This is a genomic window from Klebsiella sp. NPDC088457 (genome assembly GCF_044900465.1).
Classification (GTDB): domain Bacteria; phylum Pseudomonadota; class Gammaproteobacteria; order Enterobacterales; family Enterobacteriaceae; genus Klebsiella.
Genome location: NZ_JBJDNH010000029.1, coordinates 1 through 25,738 on the forward strand (window position 1 = coordinate 1; position 25,738 = coordinate 25,738).

A 25,738-nucleotide genomic window follows, 5' to 3' on the forward strand; every position below is an offset into this window, starting at 1 on the left:
TCAACTCGGGGAGCCTGACCGAAAACAGCAAGGAGCTACTGACTCGATTTGAAAACTTCGATATCAACGTGCTGCGTCGCGAACGCGGCGTGAAGCTGGAACTGATCAACCCGCCGGAAGAGGCGTTCGTTGACGGGCGTCTGATCCGTTCTCTGCAGGCCAACCTGTTTGCCGTGCTGCGCGATATCCTGTTCGTTTACGGGCAGATTCACAACACCGTGCGCTTCCCGAATCTCGACCTCGAAAGCTCGGTCCATATCACCAACCTGGTGTTTTCGATTCTGCGTAACGCCCGCGCCCTGCACGTCGGCGAAGCGCCGAATATGATTGTCTGCTGGGGCGGCCACTCGATCAACGAAAACGAATATCTGTACGCCCGCCGCGTGGGGACCCAGCTGGGTCTGCGCGAGCTGAACATCTGCACCGGCTGCGGCCCGGGAGCGATGGAAGCGCCGATGAAAGGCGCCGCGGTCGGCCACGCCCAGCAGCGTTACAAAGACAGCCGTTTCATCGGCATGACCGAACCGTCCATTATTGCCGCCGAGCCGCCGAACCCGCTGGTCAACGAGCTGCTGATCATGCCGGATATCGAAAAACGTCTTGAGGCGTTTGTGCGCATCGCCCACGGCATTATTATCTTCCCGGGCGGCGTTGGCACGGCGGAAGAGCTGCTTTACCTGCTGGGTATTTTGATGCACCCGGCCAACAAGGCGCAGGTGCTGCCGCTGATCCTCACCGGGCCGAAAGAGAGCGCCGACTATTTCCGCGTGCTGGATGAGTTCATCGTGCATACGCTGGGCGAATCGGCCCGTCGCCACTACCGCATCATCATCGACGACGCCAGCGAAGTGGCGCGGCAGATGAAGAAAGCGATGCCGCTGGTGAAAGAGAGCCGCCGGGAAACCGACGATGCCTATAGCTTTAACTGGTCGATTCGCATTACCCCGGACCTGCAAATGCCGTTCGATCCGACGCACGAAAACATGGCCAACCTCAAGCTCTACCCGGATCAACCGGTCGAGATGCTGGCGGCCGATCTGCGTCGCGCGTTCTCCGGCATCGTGGCCGGTAACGTCAAAGAGGTGGGGATCCAGGCGATTGAAAAATTTGGTCCCTACAAGCTGCATGGCGATCCGCAGATGATGCGCCGGATGGACGATCTGCTGCAGGGCTTCGTCGCCCAGCATCGTATGAAGCTCCCGGGCGGTACCGCCTATATTCCGTGTTACGAAATCTGTTCCTGATAGTGAGTTAACCTGCATCCCGGGTCACGGCGCCGAACGCCTGACCCGGCTTTCCTCCCCCTTCCTCTCTCCTTTTCCCCCTGCCCTGGGTTCGTTCCGTTATGAATACATTGCGACATTTTTACATAGCCAATCGTTTGCGTTTCCAGAACAGGCGATAAATATCACTAGGAAAAATGTATTTAATCGACAAAACATCGTCAGTATCGCCTTTTTACAGTAAAAACATCGTTATTCCGCACCCCTGCTTTTATCTCATATCCTGTAAATGTTAGCCTTCGCGCCACAAATATCTGGCTGATCACCAGAAACAGTCTGTTGAACTAAAAATACACACATAGAAAGTGGATTATTGCAATTGGGATCGCGATCACTGATGCATTTCCCACATAAATGTATCTTTCCGCCCCACTTGTTACGGAGAAAATCACTATAAAACCGTAATCAAACGAATTTCATATTACTTAATTGATATTAATCATTATATTTGGTCGCTTCCTCCAGGAGATACAGATGGAAACCACTCAAACCAGCACTATCGTTTCGGGTGAAACTCGCAGCGGTTGGCGCAAAACCGATACCATGTGGATGCTGGGCCTGTACGGCACGGCGATCGGCGCGGGCGTTTTGTTCCTGCCGATTAATGCCGGCGTCGGCGGGATGATCCCGCTGATTATCATGGCAATCCTTGCCTTCCCGATGACCTTTTTCGCCCACCGCGGAATGACCCGTTTTGTGCTTTCCGGCAAGAATCCGGGCGAGGACATCACCGAAGTGGTCGAAGAACACTTCGGCGTCGGCGCAGGCAAGCTGATTACCCTGCTCTACTTCTTCGCCATCTACCCGATCCTGTTGGTTTATAGCGTGGCTATCACTAACACCGTCGAAAGCTTCATGACGCATCAGCTGCAGATGACGGCGCCGCCGCGGGCCATTCTCTCCCTGATTCTGATCGTCGGAATGATGACCATCGTTCGTTTCGGCGAGCAGATGATCGTTAAGGCGATGAGCATTCTGGTGTTCCCGTTCGTGATCGCCCTGATGATCCTGGCGCTGTATCTGATTCCTCAGTGGAACGGCGCGGCGCTGGAAACGCTCTCCCTGAGCAGCGCCACCGCCACCGGCAACGGCCTGTGGATGACCCTGTGGCTGGCGATTCCGGTAATGGTGTTCTCCTTTAACCATTCGCCGATCATCTCCTCCTTCGCCGTGGCGAAACGTGAAGAGTACGGCGAAGGCGCGGAGAAGAAGTGCTCCAGCATCCTGGCGCGCGCTCACATCATGATGGTGCTGACCGTGATGTTCTTCGTCTTCAGCTGCGTACTGAGCCTCTCTCCGGCCGATCTGGCAGAGGCAAAAGCGCAGAACATCTCGATTCTCTCCTATCTGGCGAACCACTTTAATGCGCCGGTGATTGCCTGGATGGCGCCGATCATTGCGATGATTGCCATCACCAAATCGTTCCTCGGCCACTACCTGGGGGCGCGCGAAGGCTTTAACGGCATGGTGATTAAGTCGCTGCGTGGTAAAGGCAAAACCATCGAAATCAACAAACTGAACAAAATCACGGCGCTGTTCATGCTGATCACCACCTGGATTGTGGCGACGCTGAACCCGAGCATTCTCGGGATGATCGAAACCCTGGGCGGCCCGATTATCGCGATGATTCTGTTCCTGATGCCGATGTACGCTATCCAGAAAGTCCCGGCAATGCGCAAATACAGCGGCCACGTCAGCAACGTCTTCGTGGTGATTATGGGCCTGATTGCTATCTCCGCGATTTTCTACTCTCTGTTCAGCTAATCTCCCCCCGCGCCGCCAGCAGGCGGCGCGCTTCCCGACAGTACTGGATGCATTATGATCAGCGTATTCGATATTTTTAAAATCGGCATTGGCCCTTCCAGCTCCCATACCGTTGGACCAATGAAGGCGGGCAAACAATTCACGGACGACCTTATCGCGCGCGGGCTGCTTGCCGACGTCACCGAGGTCGTTGTCGACGTGTACGGTTCTCTTTCCCTGACCGGCAAAGGGCACCATACCGACATCGCGATTATTATGGGTCTTGCAGGCAACCTGCCTGACAGCGTTGATATTGACGCTATCCCGGCGTTTATTCAGGACGTCAACACCCACGGACGCCTGATGCTGGCGAACGGCCAGCAGGAAGTCGCCTTCCCGGTCGATCGGTGCATGAATTTCCATGCCGACAACCTGTCGCTGCATGAAAACGGCATGCGGATTACCGCTCTGGGCGGCGACAAGGTGCTCTACAGCCAGACCTACTACTCCATTGGCGGCGGCTTTATTGTCGATGAACAACACTTCGGCCAGAGCAATGAAGCTCCGGTGGAAGTGCCCTATCCGTATAAAAACGCGGCGGATCTGCAAAGGCACTGCCGTGAAACCGGGCTCTCGCTTTCCGGCCTGATGATGCAAAACGAACTGGCTTTGCACAGCAAAGAGCAGCTGGAGCAGCACTTCGCCGCCGTCTGGGAAGTGATGAGCGGCGGTATCGAGCACGGAATCACTACCGAAGGCGTTTTGCCGGGCAAGCTGCGCGTCCCGCGCCGCGCCGCCGCCCTGCGCCGGATGCTGGTCAGCCAGGACAATACCAACAGCGACCCGATGGCGGTGGTTGACTGGATCAACATGTTTGCTCTGGCGGTGAACGAAGAGAATGCCGCCGGCGGCCGCGTGGTGACTGCGCCGACCAACGGTGCCTGCGGTATCGTGCCGGCGGTGCTGGCCTATTACGACAAGTTTATCCGTAAGGTCAATGCCAATTCACTGGCACGTTACCTGCTGGTGACCAGCGCGATTGGCTCACTGTACAAGATGAACGCCTCGATTTCCGGCGCCGAAGTGGGCTGCCAGGGTGAAGTCGGCGTGGCCTGTTCGATGGCGGCGGCCGGTCTCACCGAGCTGCTGGGCGGTAGCCCGGGCCAGGTGTGTATCGCAGCGGAAATTGGCATGGAGCACAATCTGGGTCTGACCTGCGATCCGGTTGCCGGCCAGGTACAGGTTCCCTGCATCGAGCGTAACGCTATCGCCGCCGTCAAAGCGGTGAACGCGGCGCGTATGGCGCTGCGCCGCACCAGCGAACCGCGCGTCTGCCTCGATAAGGTCATCGAAACCATGTACGAAACGGGCAAAGATATGAACGCTAAGTACCGCGAAACCTCGCGCGGCGGCCTGGCGATGAAAATCGTCGCCTGCGATTAGGACCTCTCAGGCCCGGCAGCCGGGCCTTTCCCCACCTTCCCTCCGCGCCAACCACTCTTTTTGTTATATAGATTAAAATTTAGTTATTTATTGGTTATAAGGGCAATTTGTTACCTTACGGTTAACCGTTACAGGAGAACAAATCATGTCCAAAAGGTTCCATCTGGCTGTGCTGCCGCTGGTGCTCGGCCTCTCTGCTTCCGCGCTGGCTCAGGCGCCAGAAACCGTCAACATCGGCTACCAGAAAGCCAATATCTTCGCCCTGCTCAAATACCGCGGCTCCCTCGATGAGACCTTCAAAAAACAGGGCATCGCCGTACGCTGGGTGGAATTCCCGGCCGGCCCGCAGATGCTGGAAGGGCTGAACGTCGGCAGTATCGACCTGGCCGCCACCGGCGATGCGCCGCCGGCCTTTGCCCAGGCGGCCCAGGCGGATCTGGTTTATCTCGCGCACTCACCGGCCAACCCTAAAACCGAAGCGATCGTGGTGCCGGAAAACTCAACGATTCACAACGTGGCCGATCTGAAAGGCAAGCGCGTGGGGCTGAATAAAGGCTCCGACGTCAACTACCTGCTGGTGGCCGCGCTGGAAAAAGCCGGTCTGAGCTATAAAGACATCACGCCGGTCTATCTGCCCCCGGCCGATGCCCGCGCCGCCTTCCAGCGTGGCGCCATCGATGCCTGGGTGATCTGGGATCCGTACCTTGCCGAAGTCGAAACCAACGCGAAGGCGCGGCAAATCAGCAACGCCGAAGGGCTGGTGCCGCATTACACCTTCTATCTCGCCAGCCGCAAATTTGCCGAAAACCACCCGGATACGGCAAAACAGGTGGTGGATGAGTTAAGTCAGCTAAGCGACTGGGCTAACGCCCATCAGGACGATGCCGCCGGGATCCTTGCCACTTCAACCGGGCTGGATAAAGCGATCTGGCTGAAAGCGCTTGCCCGCCTGCCCTATGGCGCCGAACGCATGACCCCTGCGGTCTATAACGAACAGCAGGCGCTGGCGGATACCTTCACCCGTATCGGCCTGCTGCCGGTGAAGGTCGATGTTCGCAGCGCCACCTGGTCGCAGGATAAATAACCCTTGTCGGCGACGGGCCTCCCCGTCGCCTTCTCTCTTTTTACCCCTGCGCCTTTTCGCCGTCGCCAATCTGCCAGATAAAGGTCGGCGCCTCGCCGTTGACCAGCCAGTTGCCAATATTGCGCGCTTTGTAGATAACCGGGTTATGCGAGGCCACCGTGCGCGCGTTGCGCCAGTGGCGATCGAGCGCCTTACCCACCCGGGTGTCCGACGCGCCGAGGGCGTTAAACAGCTCGGTCGCCGCACGCGGCACCCACTCGCTGGCAACCACCTGCGCCTGCGCCGCTTCGACTTCCGCCAGCCGATTGCGCTGTTCAATCAGCGCTTCGTCGCCGCTGGCATGAACCACATAGGCCTGCTGTAAAGATTCCGCCGCCTGCAGCACCGCCGCGCGGGTCGCCCACGCCCAGCTGCTGATTTGCCCCACCACCTGCAGGACCTGCGCGTCCTCGCGCGGGACCGCGGCGTTGCCATGGCTGTACATACGAGTGCGTTTTTTCACCCCCTCGGCGGCGTCGCGTTCCACCGCCAGGCCGATTCCCGCCAGCGTCGCCAGTAAGATATGCTGATAGAAGGCGGTCTGATAACGAAAGCGTTCAGCAAAATCATAGACATGTTCCTGCTCAACCTGCGCCTGCTTAAAGCGGGTAGTACCGCTGCCGGTCAGACGCTGACCAAAGCCATCCCAGTCGTCTTCGCGTTCCACCGCGCTCTGCCGGGTGCTGACCAGCGCAATGACATCGCCGTTGTTGTCGCTGCGGCGGGCAAAGACATCAATCCAGTCGGCGTACAGCGTCCCGGTGCTGTAAAACTTCTCGCCGTTTAACTGCCAGCCGCGATCGTCCGGCGTCACCCGGGTAATCACCTCCCCAAGCTTGACCCCGCCGGTTTCGGTCCAGCCGCTGCCCACCAGCTCTCCATCGAGAAAACGTTGCAACCAGCGATCGCGCTGCGCGGAGTCCGGTTGATTCAGGCGATCTTCAACAAAGGCAAAATGGGCGCGCAGCGCCTGCGGCAGGTTGGAGTCGGCCTGGGCCAGCTCAATCAGCAGGGCAATCAGCTGCGGCAGCGACGCGCCCCAGCCGCCCTTTTCCCGCGGAATGCGTACCGTGCCGAACCCCGCCTCCTTCAGCCAGCGAATCTGCTCGTCGGGCAAAATACGGTGCTGTTCGCGGTTTGCCGCCCCCTGCGCAATACGCGAGAAAATCGGCCGGAAAGCCGCGGCCAGCTGTTCATAATCGGTGCCGGTAGAGAGTAATGTCATCATCTGTTCCTTAATGGTGGCTGTCGTCAATATCGTGACGCGTCGGCTCGTGGCGGACCGCAAGCAGGAAGAAGATCGGAATAATGGCGGCCAGCGACACCACCCAGAACATCTGAGTGCCGAGGGAGGCCTGCAGTAGCGGCAGCACGAACAGCGCCAGCGCGCTGCCGATACCGGAGAGCGCCCGGCTGAAGCCGACGCCGGTGGCGCGAATCGCGGTAGGATAGGAAAGCGCCGGATAGATCATCAGCTGCGCGCCGGGGCCGAAGCCCTCGGCAAACAGCCACAGGCCAAGCATCGCGATCGCCAGCACGACCCCGGCGGTGGCATGCGGCTGGCCGACCAGCGCAAGGGCGATCAGGGCGATAAACTGCAGCGCGAAGCCGGCCATCGCCACGTGGCGCGACGGGTATTTCCACGCCAGATGCATCCCCAGCAGCCCGCCGGTAAAGGCAAACAGCGCGTTCAACCCCAGTGAGGCGGAGATGGTTTCAAACACCCCGGCCCCGAGAAAGCGGGCGAGGATCGACGGCAGGAAAAAGGCGATGGCGGTGTACTCAAAGGAGATACAAATATTCATCACCCCGGCGACGATGGTGCGCTCGCGATACGGCTTTTCAAACAGCACGCGGAAGCTCACTTTCGGCGGCGGCGCGGGACGTTCGGCCGGCGCTTCATGGGCGGCAATGCCGTAAGAGTCGCGCAGAATGCGCACCGCCGAAGTCAGGTCCCCCTGGTTTGCCGCCCACAGCGGCGATTCATTCATAAATTTGCTGCGCACGGCGATAATCAGCAGCGCCGGAACGGCGCCAAACAGCAGCGAGGCGCGCCACAGCCAGTCGAGGTGCGCCTGCGGCAGCAGGAAATAGAGACCGAAGATAATCAGAAAACAGACCGTCGAGGCGGCGTACCACATCGGGCACCAGGCGGCGAGGCGCGCGGCCTTATTGCCTTTGCCGGTAAAACGGGAGAATTCAGCGAGGTAGGACATGGCGACCGGCAGATCGATACCCACGCCGATGCCCATCAGAAAGCGCGCGCCGATCAGCACCCAGACATTGGGGGCCAGACCGGCGGCGATGGCCGAGACGACGAAAAACAGCATGTCGGCCATAAACACCGAATAGCGGCCATATTTATCCGTCAGCCAGCCGCCGATTAAGTTGCCGATAATGGTGCCGACCATAATGGATGAGGTGACCAGGCCGGTCAGCAGCGGCGAAAGCTGGAATTCACGCACCACGTCATCGATGCCGTAGGAGAGCGTGGTTAAATCATAGGCGTCGAGAAAGACGCCGCCGAGAGCGAGGAAGACAATCATCCGCGCATATTTAGCCTGATCCTTGCCCGAATTAATCAGCCGCGCCACGTCCCCGACGCTACTCACCGGCGCGGAGGCCACACCGGGATTATCAACAGACAGCGTACTCATGTTTTCACCTTATTATGTTGTGCAGGTGATCGAAGTTATAGGCCGCCAGCCGATAAAGTGGAACCAACAAAAACGCATATAAAAATCAATATATTCAATAAGTTACTTAATACAAGCAACAAAAGCAGGACGCGCTTTCGCCCGTCCTGCATGGTCATCGATCAGCAAAAATTATTCCGCGGAAACCGGCACCAGCACGTCTTTCACCAGCGGATCATCGGTGGTTTTCAACCAGCTTTGAATGCGCGGGTCGGAAAACGCCTGCTTCAATTTGACGATATTCTCCTGCGATAAATAAGGCGTCCCGATAACTAATTGCGAAGCAAAGGTACGCGGCGCCGGCGGGAATAAGATGCCTTTATCGCGCGACACTTTTCCGGCATCAAACTGCGAGACATAGCCGATTGCCGCATCCACCGAATTGAGCGCCCGCGGCATGGTTAACAAGTCCAGCTCTTTGAAGTTAAACTGATGCGGATTGCCAACGATATTTTTCAGCTTCGCCGTACGCGGTTCCACCGCCGGGTCGAGCGTAATCAGGCCGATGCGCTGCAGCAACCACAGCGCCTGCCCCTGGTTGGCGCCATCATCCGGCACCACGATCGTTGCGCCGTTCGGCAGATCCTTGACCGATTTATAGCGTTCGGAGTAGATCCCAAAGGCCCACTGGAATACCGGCACCGTTGTTGAAAGCGCGAAGCCGTTGGCGTCCACCACCTGTTTCAGCCACCATTGATGCTGATAGATGGTTCCGGCATATTCCCCCTGCGCCACCGCCCGGTCCGCCTGCACCGGATCCTGTACCCCCACCGCCTCCAGCTTCAGGCCATAATCCGGCGCAATATGCTCGCCGATGTACTCAATGATCCGCTGCTCGCCGGCCATCGCCGGTTCATAATGAATTTTCAGGGTGGTGCCAAACACCACCTGCTGCGACTGGGCCTGTCCCCGCCACCACCAGAAGGCGACGGCCAGCGCCACAATCACCACCAGCGCCGCCAGCCACGGCCAGCGGCGGGCCTTACGTAACTCAAATTGTTCTGTTGTCATGAAGCAATCCCCTGCGTGTGGCGAAGTTTGTTGACCAGACGGTCACCGAAAAATTGAATCAGCTGAATAGTGGCGATCAGCGCGATAATGGTGGCGATCATGATGTGGTTGTCGAAGCGCTGGTAGCCGTACACCACCGCCAGATAGCCGATGCCTCCCGCGCCGATGGTGCCGGCAATGGCGGAGTATTCGATCATCGACACCAGGTTGAGCGTCACCGCCGCCACCAGCGCGGGCAGGGCTTCGCTAAGCTGGGCGCTACGGATGATCTGCCAGCGCGATCCGCCGCACACCACCCCCACGGCGGTGACCTCGGCCGGCAGTTCGCGCAGCGCGTTTTCCACCAGCCGGCCAAAAAACGGTACCCCGGCGGCGATCATCGGCACCACCGCGGCAGGAATGCCGATCGTCGTCCCGGTGAGCCAGAAGGTGAAGGGAATAATCGCCGCCATCAGCACCAGAAACGGCAGGGAGCGTCCCATGTTCACCACCCAGTTCAGCACCCGGTACAGCGCGGCGTGCGGGAACAGGCCGCGCGGTGAAGCGTTGAATAACACCACCCCAACCACCCCGCCGAGGGTCACCACAAACAGCATCACGATGGCCACCATCAGCCAGGTTTCGCCGTAGGCGGGCAGCAGCAGCGTATGGATTTCGCTCCAGGGCGTATCCTGGCTGATTACCGAAGGTTTCATACCGCCTCCTTGAGTTCCGGCGCGTCGTCAAGAACCTCCGCCGAAATACCCAGCTGCGCCAGCAGCGCCAGCATCCGCGCCGCCGACAGACGTTCGCCCTGGAAACGCACCCCCGCCTGCAGCCGTCCCGCCAGCCGGCCGTTGATCACCTCCACGTGACCGCCGAGCAGATCGATCTGCAGCGCAAACTGCTGGCTCAGGCGGCTGATCCAGTCGGTCGCCACCGGGACATCCCAGCGATAGCTCAGGCGCAGCAGCAGGTCGCTATGGGCCGCAACCGGAGAGAGCGGCAGCAGCTGCTGACCCAACAGAGAATCCGGGCGCGCCAGCAGCTCTTTCACCTGACCGAACTGGACAATCGCCCCGTCGCGAATTTCCGCCACCGCGTCCGCCGCCGTCCGTACCGCATCCATCTCGTGGGTGATCAGCACGATCGCCAGGCGGTATTCATCGCGCAGGCGTTTAAGCAAATTCAGCACCGCCGCGGTGGCCTGCGGATCCAGCCCGGAGGTGGCCTCGTCCGCCAGCAGCACCGACGGGCGCAGCGCCAGCGCGCGGGCGATCCCAATCCGCTGACGCTGGCCGCCGGAAAGCTGGGCCGGCCAGGCATCCGCTTTATGGCTCAACCCGACGCTCTCCAGCAGTTCGCCGACCCGGGCTTTAATATCGCGATCGACCACCCCGAGGTATTCCAGCGGCAGAGCGATATTTTGCCAGGCGGTTTTGCGATTCAGCAGCGCCGAGGACTGAAAAACGGTGCCGATCGCCCGCCGTTCGCGGCGCAGCGCCTCCCCGCTCAACAAGGACAAATCCTGGCCGTTGACCCGAATGCTGCCGCTGTCGGGGCGCTCCAGCAGGCTGATGCAGCGTGCGAGGGTCGATTTCCCCGCGCCGCTTGGCCCCACCACCGCGGTGATGGAGCTGGTCGGCACCCGCAGCGAGAGCCCTTTCAGCACCTCGCTGAGCCGCCCGTCCGCCGCGCGGTAGCTTTTATGCAGGTTATCTATCTCGATCATGTCACCTTCTCCCCTGCCGCGACGTCGATGCGGGCGCCGCGACGATAGCCCGCCCCCGGATGCGGCGCGACCAGACGCGGCCCAGCGCCGAACAGTTTTTCGCGCAGCGTGCCTTCGCGATACTCCTGCTTGAAGACGCCGCGCTTTTGCAGTTCGGGAATGAGCAGATCCACCACGTCGCGGAAGGTTTCATGGGTAACGGCGTAGGCCAGATTGAAGCCGTCGACATCGGTCTCTTCGACCCACGCCTGCAGCTCGTCGGCCACCGTTTCCGCGCTGCCGACAATCAGCGGGCCGAAGCCGCCAATCCCCACCCAGTCGGCCAGCGCCCGGACCGTCCACTGACGATCGGGATCGGCGGTGGAAAAGGCCTCTACCGCCGACTGGATGGCGTTGGTATGCAGGTATTTCAGCACCTGATCCGGCTGATACTGGCCGAAGTCGATCCCGGTCCAGCCGGAGATCAGCGCCAGCGCCCCTTCATAGCTGACGTACGATTTATACTCCTGCCATTTGGCCTGCGCCTCACGGTCGGTTTCGCCCACGATGACCGTTTGCAGGTTGAAAATCAGGATGCTGCGCGGGTCGCGCCCGGCCTCCGCGGCGCGGCGGCGAATATCGGCCACGGTCTTTTTGAGCAGCACTTTCGACGGCGCGGCGACAAAAACGCACTCGGCGTGCCCGGCGGCAAACTGCTTCCCGCGGCTCGACGCGCCGGCCTGATACAGTACCGGGGTACGCTGCGGCGACGGTTCGCAGAGGTGGATCCCCGGCACCGAGAAAAAGTTGCCCTGATGGTTGATCGGATGGATTTTCTGCGGATCGCTGAAGATCCCCCGCTCGCGATCGCGCAGCACCGCGCCGTCCTCCCAGCTGCCCTCCAGCAGCTTGTAGATCACGTCGAGATATTCATCGGCGTAGTCGTAGCGCGCATCGTGATCGGTCTGCGCCTGATGGCCAATGTTGCGCGCCCCGCTTTCCAGATATGAGGTGACGATATTCCAGCCCACCCGGCCCCTGGTCAGATGATCGAGGGTCGAGAGGCGGCGGGCAAACGGATACGGATGCTCAAACGACAGCGATGCGGTCAGGCCAAAACCCAGATGTTCCGTCACCAGCGCCATCGGGGTAATCAGCGCCAGCGGATCGTTCACCGGCACCTGCGTCGCCTGGCGAATGGCCGCGTCGCCGTTGCCGTTCAGCACGTCGTAGACGCCCAGCACGTCGGCAATAAACAGGCCGTCGAATTTACCGCGCTCCAGCAGCCGCGCGAGGTCGACCCAGTAATCCAGGTCCTTATACTGCCAGGAGCGATCGCGCGGATGGGCCCATAGCCCCGGCGACTGGTGACCGACGCAGTTCATATCAAAAGCATTCAGGCGAATTTCACGTTGTGATGACATAGCTCTCTCCACGGTGCGCTCCGCCAACGGATCGCACGCTTACAGAATCAGGGAATAAAGGGGGTGAGGGTTCAGATCGTCGGACATCGGGCGGATTGCCCGATCCCCAGCGCCTGTAAAGCTTCAGCGGCCACGGCGGCGGCATGATCGGCCACCTGCGGCAGCCCCATCAGTTCACCAAAATAACCGCGTGCCGCCGGGCCCGAGATCAGGAGGTTCGCCGTCGCGCGTCCCTCGCGGCCAATCGCCCGGGAGTGGGCATCGACATCCAGCCCCAGCCCCAGGGCATCGGCGCGAATCAGCCCGCGGCGGGTCAGGTCGCGCAATAGCGGCTGGCTGTCGGTTAACCCGCCGTGGGCCGGGCCGGTGGTCAGAATCAGGTGGTCGACGGTCAGCGCGATGCGCTCGCCCGCGCGCGGCGTCAGGGTGAGGCTCAGCGTACGGGAATCGCCTTCCAGCGCCGTCAGCCTCGCGGCCAGCACCTGCAGGCTGCCGTCGCGCTGCCGCTGGTCGAGCACCTCGGCGACCTGCGGCGCAATCCGGTAACGATGCACGTCCCAGTAGCGACGCAGGTGGCGAAGGAAGCGCTGGCGATCGGCAAACGTCAGCGCCTGCCAGATGCTCTGACCCTGATGACGCACCGCGTCCAGTACCAGCTGCCAGGGGAGCCCCTGCTCTGCGGCACGCCTGACATCGCTGCGGACCTGCCGCAGCCGCTGGCACAGCGTGCCCTGGCGATAATCGCCCGGCCATGGCGCCGCCGCGCTGCTGACGTTCCCCCGGGACAACAGACCGTGGCGGGAAAAAGCGGTAATGGGCCCGCGGTGCCCGAGCCGGGATAAGGTGGCGATGCAGTCCGCCATCGTCAGCCCGGTTCCCATCACCGCCACCCGCGCGTCGGGGGCGATCGCCGTAAGGCTGTCCGCACGCCACGGGTTGGCAATCAGCGCCGGATGGTCGTGAAAAGGAGCCGCCAGCCGCGGCAGCGCCGGCGGCGGATGGCTCACCGCGAGGATCAACAGATCGCTTTTCAGCAGACGGCCGCTATCGGTAGTGATGATGCCATGTTCGTCAAAGGTCAGCGCCTGTTCGCGCAGGTGGACCAGCCGCCCCGCGCTCGCCCGTAGCGTATCCGCGAAGCGTTGGCTGACGTAGCGGCCAAACTGGCCGCGCTGCGGATACAATGAACCATCCTCACGCTGCGCCTGCGGATCCTCAGCAAATGCGGGCTGCTGGCGGTACCAGCGGTCAAATGCCCCGTCCTCCTCGCCGGCCAGCTGCATCCGCGCGGCGGGGACGTTGATGCGATGGCTCGGTTCCACGGTGGAATAGGCCACGCCGGCCCCCGGCACGGCGCGCGGCTCCAGCAGCGTGACCCGCAGCCCTTCCGGCGCCAGGCACAGCAGATGAATAGCCACCGCCGCGCCGCTAAAGCCGCCGCCGACGATAGCGATATGAGGCTCAGCGCGCATAGGCCACCGCCTTAAGCAGGAACAAGCGAAACATACCCACCTCCCTTCAGCTGGCGCTGACCTGTTTCACCGGCCGTTTGTCGCCGCCGATGGTTTCGCCGAACGGCCCGGTATTGACGCTGCGCGCCTTTGGCTGGGCGCTGCTGGCCAGCGGCAGCAGCGGCATCACCAGATCGGCAAAGCGGTGCGCCTCTTCCAGATGCGGGTAGCCGGAGAAGATAAAGTTGGTGATCCCCAGCGCCTGATATTCGCGAATGCGTTCCGCCACCTGCTGCGGGTTGCCGACCAGCGCCGTCCCCGCCCCGCCGCGTACCAGTCCGACGCCGGCCCACAGATTCGGCGCGATACGCAGATTGTCGCGCGAGCCGTTATGCAGCGCACTCATACGCGCCTGGCCTGCGGAATCCATCCGCGCGAAGATCTTCTGCGCCTGGGCAATGGTGTCATCATCCAGATGGGCAATCAGACGGTCGGCGGCGGCCCAGGCCTCCTCCTCCGTTTCACGGACGATCACATGCAAACGAATGCCGTATTGCAGGGTACGCCCGCGCGCCGCGGCGCGTTCACGGACGATAGCCAGCTTCTCCGCCACCAGCGCCGGCGGCTCTCCCCAGGTCAGGTAGCTGTCGATTTGCTCAGCGGCGACGTCAATGGCCTCCTCCGACGAGCCGCCAAAGTACAGCGGCGGGCCGTTTTCCTGCACCGGCGGAAAGAGCACTTCCGCCCCTTCAACGTGAATATGTTCCCCGTGGTAATCCACCTTTTCGCCTTTCAGCAAGCGGGAGTAGACGTCGAGAAACTCGCGGGTCACCTGGTAGCGCTGGCGGTGGTCGAGGAAAATCCCGTCGCCTTTGTTCTCCACCGGATCGCCGCCGGTCACCACGTTGATCAGCAGCCGGCCTTCCGACAGCCGGTCGAGCGTGGCCGCCATCCGCGCCGCCAGCGTCGGCGGCTGTAAACCCGGGCGCACCGCCACCAGATAGCGCAGGCGGCGGGTCAACGGCGCCAGCGCCGACGCCACCAGCCACGAGTCCTCGCAGCTTTTTCCGGTGGGGATCAGCACGCCGTAATAGCCCAGACTGTCGGCGGCGAGGGCTACCTGCTGTAAATAGGGTAAATCCACCGGGCGTCCGCCTTCGGTGGTCCCGAGATAACGGCCGTCACCGTGGGTGGGCAAGAACCAGAACACATTGATCGTATCGTTCGCTTTCTGCGTCATTATCCATTTCCTATATAACCATATTCGATATTCATCGAAGAGATGTTTTAATTTGGTTATATGAGTGTTAGCGATAATCATGCCAACGGTGAACGAATAATTAATCTAATAAAATCATATGATTATAATTACACCCTGCCCATTTTGCTGTTGCAAATGCGCCAGTTCATGCGCGCCCGCTGTTGATTTTGCAACAGCCCGGCGTCAAGCCCCTCTGGTTTCTGTCGCTGGCAAAGGATAAGTTCAAGGCGTCATTTACCGGAGGTCCGCCATGCTCAATCCTGAATCCCTGTCCGATACGCCCGTGCTGGTCGACCCGGCGTCGAAAGCGTTTCAGAGTCTGCTGGATAAGCTGGCCCCGACGGAGGCCACCGTGCTGATCGTCGGCGAAACCGGCACCGGCAAAGAGGTGGTCGCCCGCTATCTGCACCACCACAGCACGCGTCGCCAGCAGCCGTTTCTGGCCGTTAACTGCGGCGCGTTGACCGAGAGCCTGGCGGAGGCGGAGCTCTTCGGCCATGAAAAAGGGGCTTTTACCGGCGCCGTTCAGAGCCACCCCGGCTGGTTTGAAGCCGCCGAGGGCGGGACGCTGCTGCTCGATGAGATCGGCGAGCTCAGCCTGCCGCTGCAGGTCAAACTGCTGCGCGTGCTACAGGAGCGGGAGATCACCCGCGTCGGCTCGCGTAAAGCCATCAAAGTTAACGTCCGGGTCATCGCCGCGACGCATGTCGATTTAGCTCAGGCGATCCGCGAACGCCGCTTTCGTGAAGACCTCTACTACCGTTTGAATATCGCCATCGTGCCGCTGCCGCCGCTGCGCCAGCGCCGCCAGGATATTCCCCAGCTGGCCAATCACTTTTTAACGCTGTACGCCCGTCGCCTTGGGCGTCCGACCCGCCGCCTGGCGCCGGAAACGCTGGCGAGGCTGATGGACTACCCGTGGCCCGGCAATATCCGCGAGCTTGAAAACACCCTGCATAATGCGGTGCTGCTGAGTAAGGAAGAGGAGATCACGCCCGCGCAGCTGCGCCTGACCACCCTGCACGATACGCCGATGGCGGCAACGGATAATGCCCTCGATGACTTTATCCATCAGCAGTTGACCCAGCCCGGCGAGCCGCTGTGGGAACGGGTCACCGGGGCGCTGATCCGCGGGGCAATGGCCCACTGCGATGACAATCAAAGCCAGGCGGCGGCGCTGCTGGGCATCAGTCGCCACACCTTACGTACCCAGCTGGCGAACTTCGGCCTGATAAAGAGCCGCCGGCGAGGGGAGCCAACGCTGCGTCACCTGCCCGCCGCCGTCTCCGCGGACCGCGAGCTGCGCATTGGCTATCAGCGGTTCGGCAACCTGGGGATTTTAAAGGCCCGGCAGAGTCTGGAGAGCGCCTTCGCCCATCTCGGCGTGAGCGTGCTGTGGAGCGAATTCCCGGCTGGACCACAGCTGTTGCACGCTCTCGCCTGTAACGAAATCGATTTTGGCACAACCGGCGAAGCCCCGCCGGTGTTTGCCCAGGCCAGCAACAGTGAGCTGGTGTATGTGGCCTGGGAGCCGCCGGCGCCGCAAAGCGTCGCCATGGTCGTCCCGCAGCACAGTGATATCCGCACCCTCGGCGATTTACGCGGCAAGCGCATTGCGCTGAATAAGGGCTCCAACGTTCACTGGCTGCTGTTGCAGATTCTGGAGGAGGCCGGGCTGGGGCTGAATGACGTCAAAATTGTCTACATCCCGCCGAAATATCCGCTGACCGCCAGCGATTATCTGGCGGTGGACGCCTGGATGATGTGGGACCCGCTGCTAAGCGATGCCGAACACACCGGGGAGCTGCGGGTGGTGGCCAACGGCGAAGGTCGGGTCCATAACCACCAGTTCTATCTCTCGCGCCGCGACTACGTCACCCGACATGGCGACATCATGCAGCGGCTGTTGCACGAGCTGACGCAAACCGGGCAGTTTATCGACCGCCGTCGCGATGAGGCCGCCGGGCTGCTCGCCGCCGAACTGGGGATTAACGTCGCTTCGCTGGCCCTGGCGCTGGCGCGCCGCAGCCACCGTCCGCGGATGATGGACCTGAAAGTTATCCGCGCACAGCAGACCATCGCCGATCGTTTTTATGCGCTGGGTCTTATCAACAAACCCGTCACGGTCCGCGATGCGGTCTGGTACGGCGAAGCGACCAACAGCGAGCTGGGTCTGCTACTGCACGTTGATTAAGATTAAGCTTTTTGCGAGGTTTGTTCCTGGTTATCCCCCTGCCGATAGCCTCCCGCGCGCGGCGATGATACCCTTAAGATATTATGAATCAGAGCCTGCGCCGCGGGCTCAAAGGGGGTCTCTGTGGCTGTTCATCTGTTAATCGTCGACGCGCTCAACCTGATTCGCCGCATCCATGCGGTACAGGGCTCCCCCTGCGTCGACACCTGCCTGCACGCGCTGGAACAGCTCATCGTCCATAGCCAGCCCACGCATGCCGTCGCGGTGTTTGACGATGAAGATCGCGCCCACGGCTGGCGGCACCAGCGTCTGGCGGAATATAAAGCCGGGCGCGCGCCGATGCCGGAAACCCTGGAAGCTGAAATGCCCGCGCTGCGCGCCGCATTCGAACAACGCGGGGTTCCCTGCTGGGCCTTAGCCGGCAGTGAAGCGGACGACCTTGCCGCAACGCTGGCCGTTAAAGTCGCGCACGCCGGGCATCAGGCAACTATCGTGTCCACCGATAAAGGCTACTGTCAGCTGCTGTCGCCGACGATTCTGATCCGCGACTACTTCCAGAAACGCTGGCTGGACGCCCCTTTTATCGCCAAAGAGTTTGGCGTGACGCCGGAGCAACTGCCTGATTACTGGGGGCTGGCGGGGATCAGCAGTTCCAAAGTTCCGGGCGTCGCGGGGATCGGGCCCAAAAGCGCCGCGCAGCTGTTGACGGAGTATCAGGATCTGGAAGGGCTCTACGCGCGCCTTGCCGAGGTCCCGGAAAAGTGGCGCAAAAAACTGGAAGAGCATAAAGAGATGGCCTTCACCTGCCGCGAGATAGCCCGTCTGCAGACCGATTTACAGCTCGACGGCAATTTACAGCAGCTGCGGCTGGGGCCCTGAGCGCTGCTGAATAAGCAGGGCGAACCAGCATCGCCCTGCGCACTGGCCCGGCGTTGGGCTACCAGGCGGTATGATACAGGGCAATAATATCCGCCAGGCTGGCTTCACGAGGGTTGCCTCCGGTGCAGACATCGTCAAAGGCCGCCTGCGCCAGCGCCGGAATATCCTCTTTACGTACCCCAACATCACGTAAATGCAGCGGAATACCCACGTCGCGATTAAGGCGGAAAACCGCAGCAACGGCTAGCTTACGTGCCTGCTCCAGGCTCACGCCCTCCACGTTCTCGCCCATTGCCCGGGCGATATCACGAAATTTCTCACCGCTTTCATCGGCGTTGTAGTGCATAACGTGAGGTAACAAAATGGCATTCGCGACGCCGTGCGGAGTGTTGTAAAAAGCGCCTAAAGGATGCGCCATACCATGCACCAGCCCCAGCCCAACGTTGGAAAAGCCCATCCCGGCAATATACTGCCCAAGCGCCATCGCCTCTCCCGCCTGACTATCACCAGCCACCGAGCCGCGCAGCGCGCCGGCAATGATCTCAATGGCTTTAATATGCAGCGCATCGGTCAGCGCCCATGCCGCCCGCGTGGTATATCCTTCAATCGCATGGGTGAGCGCATCCACACCGGTCGCCGCTTTTAACGTCGGCGGCATACCGTCCATCATATCGGCATCGATAAACGCCACCTGGGGGATATCATGCGGATCGACGCAGACAAATTTCCGTCGCTTGTCTTCGTCAGTAATCACATAGTTAATAGTCACCTCCGCCGCGGTGCCTGCGGTGGTCGGGATAGCCATGATCGGCACTCCCGGGTTGCGGGTCGGCGATAGCCCTTCCAGGCTGCGCACATCGGCAAATTCCGGGTTGTTATGGATAATGCCGATAGCTTTACAGGTATCCTGCGGAGAGCCGCCGCCAATCGCGATCAGATAATCCGCCGCGCTGTGTTGAAAAACGCGCAGCCCTTCCTGCACCACCGCAATCGTCGGGTTAGGAATCGCTCCGGAAAAGATTTCCCATGCCAGACCCGCAGCATCCATCCTGCGGGTCACGCTCTCCACTACCCCGCACTGCGCCAGGTGTTTATCGGTGACTATCAGCGCCTTACGATAACCGCGACGCGCGACTTCCCCGGTCAACGCCGCGACCGCCCCCCGGCCAAACCATGCCGTCTCATTGAGAATCATTCTGTTCGCCATCGTCCGTCTCCTGTCCGCTTCGCGAATCACTCTTCGATACGTAACCCGTAGGTTTTAAATTTTTCCAGCACAATGGCAATGGCCTCGTCATCCAGCACCGGGACGGGGTCGACAATCGCCAGCGTACTGAGATAGAGCTGCGCCAGGACTTCCACCTCGTGCGCCAGCCACAGCGCTTTTTCCAGATTCTCTTCGCAGGCAATCAGTCCGTGGTGCTGCAACAGGGTCGCCTTACGGTTTTTTAATGCGACGGCGACAAATTCCGACAGCTCGCGCGTCCCGAATGTGGCGTACGGGGCACAGGGAATGGAATTACCGCCAGCGGCGGCAATCATGTAGTGGATGGCCGGAATCGGCCGGTTGAGAATCGACACCGCCGTGCAGTGAACCGCATGGTTGTGAACCACGGCCTGGGCATCTGGCCGGGTGTGGTAAGCCGCCATATGAAAGCGCCATTCGCTAGACGGCAGTTTACCCTGCTCATGCCGCCCGTCCGCATCGATCCACACGATGTGGGATTCGGTCAGCTTTTCATAAGGAATACCCGTCGGCGTAATCAACATGCCGCCTTGATAACGTACGCTCACATTACCCGCAGTCCCCTGATTCAGCCCCAGACGGGTCATTTCCAGGCAAGTTTCAATAATCTGCTGCGCCAGTTTGTTCCGTTCCATTATTTACCTCTTTCAGTGATTCAAAAACAGACCAACGGACTCGCGGTATGTTGCTCTCGCGTCCTGTTGAATAAGCCTTTTCTTTACTCTCTATGATCATATTTAATACTCAGAAGGGAATTTACATACGCGTATTCTGTGACCGTCATCAATTAATTAAATGAGTTTAATTAATGCGGGATATTTTCACTCCTAAAAAAATGACCGTTATTATTATTCTTTTTTCCAAACGGTCACCCCTTTCCCCTTAACAATTGACCGTTTTCCCCATAATTAATTAAATCGGGCATACAAGCTGTGGCTTTTAAATAAAATCATCGCAAACGGTCATTGTTTTATAAAAATTAAAGTGATAGCAATCACATAAAATCATCGTTATTGAGGAAAGTGTGACCATTATCATATTAATGGCCCTTTTTTATTTGAAAATGGACCTATGAGTTCATTCATATACCCTAATTATTCAAGATGCGCTGCCGCGGCGCGCAATGAATAACAAGTATAGGCATACAGGAACTCACCTTGTTGACGGTCTGGTGAGCACTACCAGTCGCGCTCTTAATATGCTGAACACTCTTCTGAACTGATGAGGATGCTATGGGAAACACAACAATACAGACGCACAGCTTTCGCGCGGTGGATGTCGGTCAAAGTAAGCGCTACATTATTCCATTCGCCCTGCTGTGCTCATTATTTTTCCTTTGGGCTGTCGCCAATAACCTTAATGATATTCTGCTACCGCAGTTTCAACAGGCTTTTACCTTAACCAACTTTCAGGCCGGACTGATTCAGTCGGCATTTTACTTCGGTTACTTTGTCATTCCGATCCCTGCCGGGATATTGATGAAGAAACTCAGCTATAAAGCTGGGATAATCACCGGACTATTCTTATATGCTTTCGGCGCCGCGCTATTCTGGCCCGCTGCTGAAATAATGAATTACACTCTGTTTCTCATCGGGCTATTTATTATTGCAGCTGGACTCGGATGTCTGGAAACTGCAGCCAACCCTTTTGTGACAGTATTAGGCCCGGAAAGCGGCGGCCACTTTCGCCTCAATCTGGCGCAAACATTTAACTCCTTCGGTGCCATTATTGCGGTCGTATTTGGGCAAAGTCTTATTTTGTCGCACGTGCCACATCAATCTCAGGAGGTGCTCGATAAAATGGCCCCTGAGCAACTCAGCGCCTATAAACACAGCCTGGTATTGTCGGTCCAGACCCCGTATATGATTATCGTCGGCGTGGTGCTGCTGGTCGCGCTGCTGATCATGCTGACAAAATTCCCGGCGTTACAGAGCGATGACAACGATGAAACCGGACAGAGCTCGTTCTTCGCCTCGTTCGCCAGACTTGCCCGCATCCGCCACTGGCGCTGGGCCGTGCTGGCACAATTCTGCTACGTCGGCGCGCAGACTGCCTGCTGGAGCTATCTGATCCGCTACGCCATTGAAGAAATTCCCGGTATGACCCCAGGCTTCGCCGCCAACTATCTGACCGGCACCATGGTGTGCTTCTTCGTTGGCCGCTTTAGCGGGACCTGGCTTATCAGCCGCTTTGCCCCGCATAAAGTCCTCGCGGCCTACGCCCTGCTGTCGATGGTGCTGTGCCTGATCTCCGCGCTCAGCGGCGGGCATCTCGGCCTGCTGGCCCTGACGCTGTGCAGCGCGTTCATGTCCATTCAGTACCCAACCATCTTCTCTCTGGGGATCAAAAACCTGGGACAGGACACCAAATACGGCTCGTCGTTTATCGTCATGACCATTATCGGCGGCGGGATCGTCACGCCAGTGATGGGCTTTGTCAGCGACGCCGCCGGCAATATCCCCAGCGCTGAACTGGTCCCAGCGCTGTGCTTCGCCATCATCTTTATTTTTGCCCGTTTCCGTTCACAAGCGGCAACGAACTGAACATTTTCCGAATAACGTGAGGAGTCAGGAATGAAAAGCATCAGCTTACCGAAAATTGGGATTCGCCCGGTGATTGACGGACGTCGTATGGGAGTACGCGAGTCACTGGAAGAGCAAACCATGAACATGGCAAAGGCCACTGCCGCGCTGATTAGCGAAAAACTTCGCCATGCCTGCGGCGCGCAGATTGAGTGCGTGATTGCCGACACCTGCATCGCAGGGATGGCAGAGTCCGCCGCCTGCGAAGAGAAATTCAGCCGTCAAAACGTCGGTGTGACGATTACCGTCACCCCCTGCTGGTGCTACGGCAGCGAAACCATCGACATGGATCCGATGCGTCCGAAAGCGATCTGGGGCTTTAACGGCACGGAACGACCCGGCGCTGTCTATCTGGCCGCCGCGCTGGCGGCGCACACGCAGAAAGGAATTCCGGCGTTTTCTATTTACGGCCATGACGTCCAGGATGCCGATGACAATACCATCCCCGTCGATGTCGAAGAAAAACTGCTACGTTTCACCCGCGCCGGGCTGGCGGTCGCCAGTATGAAAGGCAAAAGCTACCTCTCCGTTGGCGGCGTATCGATGGGGATTGCCGGCTCGATTGTCGATCACAATTTCTTTGAATCCTGGCTTGGAATGAAGGTGCAAGCCGTGGATATGACCGAGCTGCGCCGTCGTATCGACCAGAAAATCTATGATGAAGTCGAGCTGGAAATGGCACTGGCATGGGCGGATAAAAACTTTCGCTACGGCGAGGATCAGAATGCTGAGCACTATAAGCGCAACGCAGAGCAAAGCCGGTCGGTGCTGAAAGAGAGCCTGCTGATGGCAATGTGCATCCGCGACATGATGCAGGGCAACCCGAAGCTGGTGGAAAAAGGGTTGATCGAAGAGTCGCTGGGCTACAACGCCATTGCCGCCGGTTTTCAGGGCCAGCGCCACTGGACCGATCAATATCCCAATGGCGATACCGCCGAGGCGCTGCTGAACAGTTCATTTGACTGGAATGGCGTGCGCGAACCGCTGGTCGTCGCCACCGAGAACGATAGCCTGAACGGGGTGGCGATGCTGCTGGGGCACCAGTTGACCGGGACAGCCCAGGTGTTTGCCGACGTACGGACCTACTGGTCGCCGGATGCCGTCGAACGCGTGACCGGCCAACCTCTCAGCGGACTGGCGGAACATGGCATTATTCACCTGATTAACTCAGGTTCTGCGGCGCTGGACGGTTCCTGTAAACAGCGGGACGCCGCGGGTAAGCCAACGATGAAGCCGCACTGGGAAATTTCGCAACAAGAAGCGGACGCCTGTCTCGCGGCCACCGAGTGGTGCCCGGCGATTCACGAATATTTCCGCGGCGGCGGCTACTCCTCACGCTTTCTGACCGAAGGGGGTGTGCCGTTCACCATGACCCGGGTGAACATCATCAAAGGTCTGGGGCCGGTACTACAAATCGCCGAAGGATGGAGCGTCGAGCTCCCCAAAGAGATGCACGACCAGCTGGACGCCCGCACTAACTCCACCTGGCCGACCACCTGGTTTGCGCCGCGCCTCACCGGCAAAGGTCCGTTTGCCGACGTCTATTCGGTGATGGCCAACTGGGGTGCGAACCACGGGGTACTGACCATTGGCCACGTTGGCGCGGACTTTATTACTCTGGCGTCAATGCTGCGTATCCCGGTGTGCATGCATAACGTGGAAGAGGCAAAAATCTATCGCCCTTCCAGTTGGGCGGCACACGGTATGGATAGCGAAGGCCAAGATTACCGCGCCTGCCAGAACTATGGTCCGCTGTACAAACGTTAATACGTCAGGCCCTTTCATCACGAAAGGGCCCCTTTTTTGTTTCAGGAGCAATGATGAAACAAGAGGTTATTCTGGTCCTCGATTGCGGGGCAACCAACGTCCGGACTATCGCCGTCGATCGCCAGGGGAAAATTGTCGCCCGCGCGTCGACCACCAATGCCAGCGAAAGCGCGGCGGAAAACAGCGCCTGGCATCAGTGGTCGCTGGAGGCGATCCTGCAACGCTTCGCCCGTTGCTGCCAGCAGATTTCACATCAGCTGGCGGCATGCCGGATTCGCGGTATTACGGTCACCACTTTTGGCGTCGACGGGGCGCTGGTTGATGAACATGGGGCATTGCTCTACCCGACCATCAGCTGGAAATGCCCGCGCACGCTTGCCGTTATCAACAACATCGGCCGGCTGGTGGCCCCCCAGCGGCTGCAGGAAATCTCCGGCGTCGGCGCCTTCAGCTTTAATACGCTTTATAAACTGGTGTGGCTCAAAGAGAATCATCCGCAGCTGCTGGAAAAAGCGCATGCCTGGCTATTTATCTCATCGTTAATCAACCATCGTCTGACCGGAGAGTTCACCACCGATATCACCATGGCGGGTACCAGCCAGATGCTGGATATTCAGCAACGGGATTTCAGCCCGGAAATTCTGCAGGCCGTCGGGATACCGCGCCGCCTGTTTCCCACGCTGGTGGAAGCGGGAGAACAAATTGGATCGCTGCGTGCCGATGCCGGCGCGCTGCTGGGGCTCCCCGCCGGGATACCGGTGTTCTCCGCCGGGCACGACACCCAGTTTGCATTGTTTGGCGCCGGCGCACAGCAGGATGAACCGGTCCTCTCGTCCGGCACCTGGGAAATTCTGATGGTGCGTAGCGCCGAAGTCAACACAGCATTGCTGAGCCAGTATCCCGGTTCAACCTGCGAGCTGGACAGCCAGGCCGGTCTGAGCAACCCCGGCATGCAGTGGCTGGCATCAGGTGTGCTGGAGTGGGTACGCCAGCTGCTTTGGACGCCAGAAACGCCGTGGCAAACCTTGATTGACGAGGCGCGTCTCGTTCCCGCCGGCGCCGAAGGGGTGAAAATGCAGTGCGATCTGCTGGCCTGCCAGAATGCCGGCTGGCAAGGGGTCACGCTCAATACCACCCGCGGTCATTTTTATCGCGCCGCGCTGGAAGGATTAACGACACAGCTGCAGCACAATCTGCGCACCCTGGAGAAAATCGGCCACTTTAAAGCCAGTGAACTGCTGCTGGTTGGCGGCGGTAGCCGTAACGTGTTGTGGAACCAAATCAAAGCCAACGTGCTTGATATACCGATTAAAGTGCTGGATGACGCCGAAACCACCGTGCTGGGCGCCGCAATGTATGGCTGGTTTGGTGCCGGCGAGTTCGTCAGCGCCAGCCAGGCCCGAGCGCAGGTGCATTATCAGTACCGTTACTTCTACCCGCAAAGCGAACCCGAACGAATAGAGGGAGTATGAAATGCTCAAAACGATCTCGCCGCTCATTTCCCCCGAGCTACTGAAGGTGCTGGCCGAGATGGGCCATGGGGATGAAATTATTTTTTCTGACGCACACTTCCCGGCCCACAGTCTGGGACCGCAGGTGCTCCGTGCCGACGGTCTGTCGGTCAGCGCGCTGTTACAGGCAATTATTCCGCTGTTTGAGCTCGACAGCTATGCGCCGCCGCTGGTGATGATGGCCGCAGTCGAAGGTGATACCCTCGATCCGCAGGTGGAAACCCGCTACCGCGATGCCCTCTCGCCACAGCGCCCGTGCCCGGATATTACCCGGATCGACCGTTTTGCCTTCTACGAGCGCGCGCAAAAAGCCTTTGCGATCGTTATCACAGGCGAACGCGCTAAGTACGGGAATATTCTTTTAAAAAAAGGGGTAACGCCGTAATCTCACATGTCGGAGCGTCCGCCTGATGCGGGCGCTCATCGAATGACAG

The 25,738-nt window shown here is 59.5% G+C and carries 20 protein-coding genes; 10 read left to right on the plus strand and 10 right to left on the minus strand.

What is annotated here, in order from left to right; translation table 11 throughout:
- The 4 genes from ppnN to ACI2JR_RS18185 form a co-directional block, all read left to right on the plus strand.
- A partial coding sequence (gene ppnN / locus ACI2JR_RS18170) for a nucleotide 5'-monophosphate nucleosidase PpnN (protein ID WP_462479143.1) occupies positions 1-1,244 on the plus strand: 1,244 nt, incomplete at its 5' end.
- A 513-nt stretch (positions 1,245-1,757) separates the two neighbouring features.
- Positions 1,758-3,047 carry an HAAAP family serine/threonine permease gene (locus ACI2JR_RS18175; protein WP_132730478.1) on the plus strand — a complete coding sequence of 430 codons (1,290 nt, stop codon included), beginning with the start codon at positions 1,758-1,760 and terminating at the stop codon, positions 3,045-3,047.
- 54 nt (positions 3,048-3,101) lie between these two features.
- Positions 3,102-4,469 carry an L-serine ammonia-lyase gene (locus ACI2JR_RS18180; RefSeq protein ID WP_462479144.1) on the plus strand — a complete coding sequence of 456 codons (1,368 nt, stop codon included), beginning with the start codon at positions 3,102-3,104 and terminating at the stop codon, positions 4,467-4,469.
- A 145-nt stretch (positions 4,470-4,614) separates the two neighbouring features.
- On the plus strand, positions 4,615-5,553 hold the full coding sequence (locus ACI2JR_RS18185) for an aliphatic sulfonate ABC transporter substrate-binding protein (protein WP_132730480.1): 939 nt from the start codon (positions 4,615-4,617) through the stop codon (positions 5,551-5,553).
- Between the two features lie 40 nt (positions 5,554-5,593).
- On the opposite strand, the gene ACI2JR_RS18190 is transcribed toward ACI2JR_RS18185, so the two are convergent.
- The 8 genes from ACI2JR_RS18190 to ssuD form a co-directional block, all read right to left on the minus strand.
- Positions 5,594-6,817, minus strand: coding sequence for an acyl-CoA dehydrogenase family protein (locus tag ACI2JR_RS18190; protein ID WP_462479167.1), 1,224 nt, complete (start codon positions 6,815-6,817; stop codon positions 5,594-5,596).
- Positions 6,818-6,827: 10 nt separating this feature from the next.
- Complete coding sequence (locus ACI2JR_RS18195) at positions 6,828-8,249, minus strand: MFS transporter (RefSeq protein ID WP_462479145.1); 1,422 nt, start codon at positions 8,247-8,249, stop codon at positions 6,828-6,830.
- A 171-nt stretch (positions 8,250-8,420) separates the two neighbouring features.
- Positions 8,421-9,299, minus strand: a complete 879-nt coding sequence (locus tag ACI2JR_RS18200) for a MetQ/NlpA family ABC transporter substrate-binding protein (protein WP_132730482.1) — start codon at positions 9,297-9,299, stop codon at positions 8,421-8,423.
- Positions 9,296-9,994 carry a methionine ABC transporter permease gene (locus ACI2JR_RS18205; protein ID WP_132730483.1) on the minus strand — a complete coding sequence of 233 codons (699 nt, stop codon included), beginning with the start codon at positions 9,992-9,994 and terminating at the stop codon, positions 9,296-9,298. The genes ACI2JR_RS18200 and ACI2JR_RS18205 overlap by 4 nt, the downstream gene beginning before the upstream one ends.
- Positions 9,991-11,010 carry a methionine ABC transporter ATP-binding protein gene (locus ACI2JR_RS18210; RefSeq protein ID WP_462479146.1) on the minus strand — a complete coding sequence of 340 codons (1,020 nt, stop codon included), beginning with the start codon at positions 11,008-11,010 and terminating at the stop codon, positions 9,991-9,993. The genes ACI2JR_RS18205 and ACI2JR_RS18210 overlap by 4 nt, the downstream gene beginning before the upstream one ends.
- Entirely contained in the window at positions 11,007-12,413 is a 1,407-nt protein-coding gene (locus ACI2JR_RS18215) for an LLM class flavin-dependent oxidoreductase (RefSeq protein WP_132730485.1), read from the minus strand. The genes ACI2JR_RS18210 and ACI2JR_RS18215 overlap by 4 nt, the downstream gene beginning before the upstream one ends.
- Positions 12,414-12,484: 71 nt before the next feature.
- Positions 12,485-13,885 carry an FAD/NAD(P)-binding protein gene (locus ACI2JR_RS18220; protein ID WP_462479147.1) on the minus strand — a complete coding sequence of 467 codons (1,401 nt, stop codon included), beginning with the start codon at positions 13,883-13,885 and terminating at the stop codon, positions 12,485-12,487.
- Positions 13,886-13,931: 46 nt separating this feature from the next.
- Positions 13,932-15,104: an FMNH2-dependent alkanesulfonate monooxygenase gene (ssuD, locus tag ACI2JR_RS18225; protein ID WP_132730487.1), complete on the minus strand. Its 1,173-nt coding sequence runs from the start codon at positions 15,102-15,104 to the stop codon at positions 13,932-13,934.
- 271 nt (positions 15,105-15,375) lie between these two features.
- Between ssuD and ACI2JR_RS18230 the strand changes: the two genes are divergently transcribed.
- Entirely contained in the window at positions 15,376-17,319 is a 1,944-nt protein-coding gene (locus ACI2JR_RS18230; protein WP_132730488.1) for a sigma-54-dependent Fis family transcriptional regulator, read from the plus strand.
- 123 nt (positions 17,320-17,442) lie between these two features.
- Complete coding sequence (xni, locus tag ACI2JR_RS18235; RefSeq protein ID WP_462479148.1) at positions 17,443-18,198, plus strand: flap endonuclease Xni; 756 nt, start codon at positions 17,443-17,445, stop codon at positions 18,196-18,198.
- A gap of 58 nt (positions 18,199-18,256) precedes the next feature.
- Here the strand turns inward: xni and fucO are convergent, their stop codons facing one another.
- Entirely contained in the window at positions 18,257-19,405 is a 1,149-nt protein-coding gene (fucO, locus tag ACI2JR_RS18240) for a lactaldehyde reductase (protein WP_132730490.1), read from the minus strand.
- Positions 19,406-19,431: 26 nt separating this feature from the next.
- Positions 19,432-20,079, minus strand: a complete 648-nt coding sequence (gene fucA, locus ACI2JR_RS18245) for an L-fuculose-phosphate aldolase (protein WP_132730491.1) — start codon at positions 20,077-20,079, stop codon at positions 19,432-19,434.
- Positions 20,080-20,676: 597 nt separating this feature from the next.
- Here fucA and fucP point away from each other — a divergent pair.
- Genes fucP through fucU form a run of 4 tightly spaced genes read left to right on the plus strand, consistent with a single transcriptional unit; the run spans position 20,677 to position 25,689 of the window.
- Positions 20,677-21,987, plus strand: a complete 1,311-nt coding sequence (gene fucP, locus ACI2JR_RS18250) for an L-fucose:H+ symporter permease (RefSeq protein ID WP_132730492.1) — start codon at positions 20,677-20,679, stop codon at positions 21,985-21,987.
- 30 nt (positions 21,988-22,017) lie between these two features.
- Positions 22,018-23,793: an L-fucose isomerase gene (fucI, locus tag ACI2JR_RS18255; protein WP_132730493.1), complete on the plus strand. Its 1,776-nt coding sequence runs from the start codon at positions 22,018-22,020 to the stop codon at positions 23,791-23,793.
- A 53-nt stretch (positions 23,794-23,846) separates the two neighbouring features.
- Positions 23,847-25,265, plus strand: coding sequence for an L-fuculokinase (gene fucK, locus ACI2JR_RS18260; RefSeq protein ID WP_462479168.1), 1,419 nt, complete (start codon positions 23,847-23,849; stop codon positions 25,263-25,265).
- A 1-nt stretch (position 25,266) separates the two neighbouring features.
- Positions 25,267-25,689: an L-fucose mutarotase gene (gene fucU, locus ACI2JR_RS18265; protein ID WP_132730494.1), complete on the plus strand. Its 423-nt coding sequence runs from the start codon at positions 25,267-25,269 to the stop codon at positions 25,687-25,689.
- Positions 25,690-25,738 lie beyond the last annotated feature (49 nt).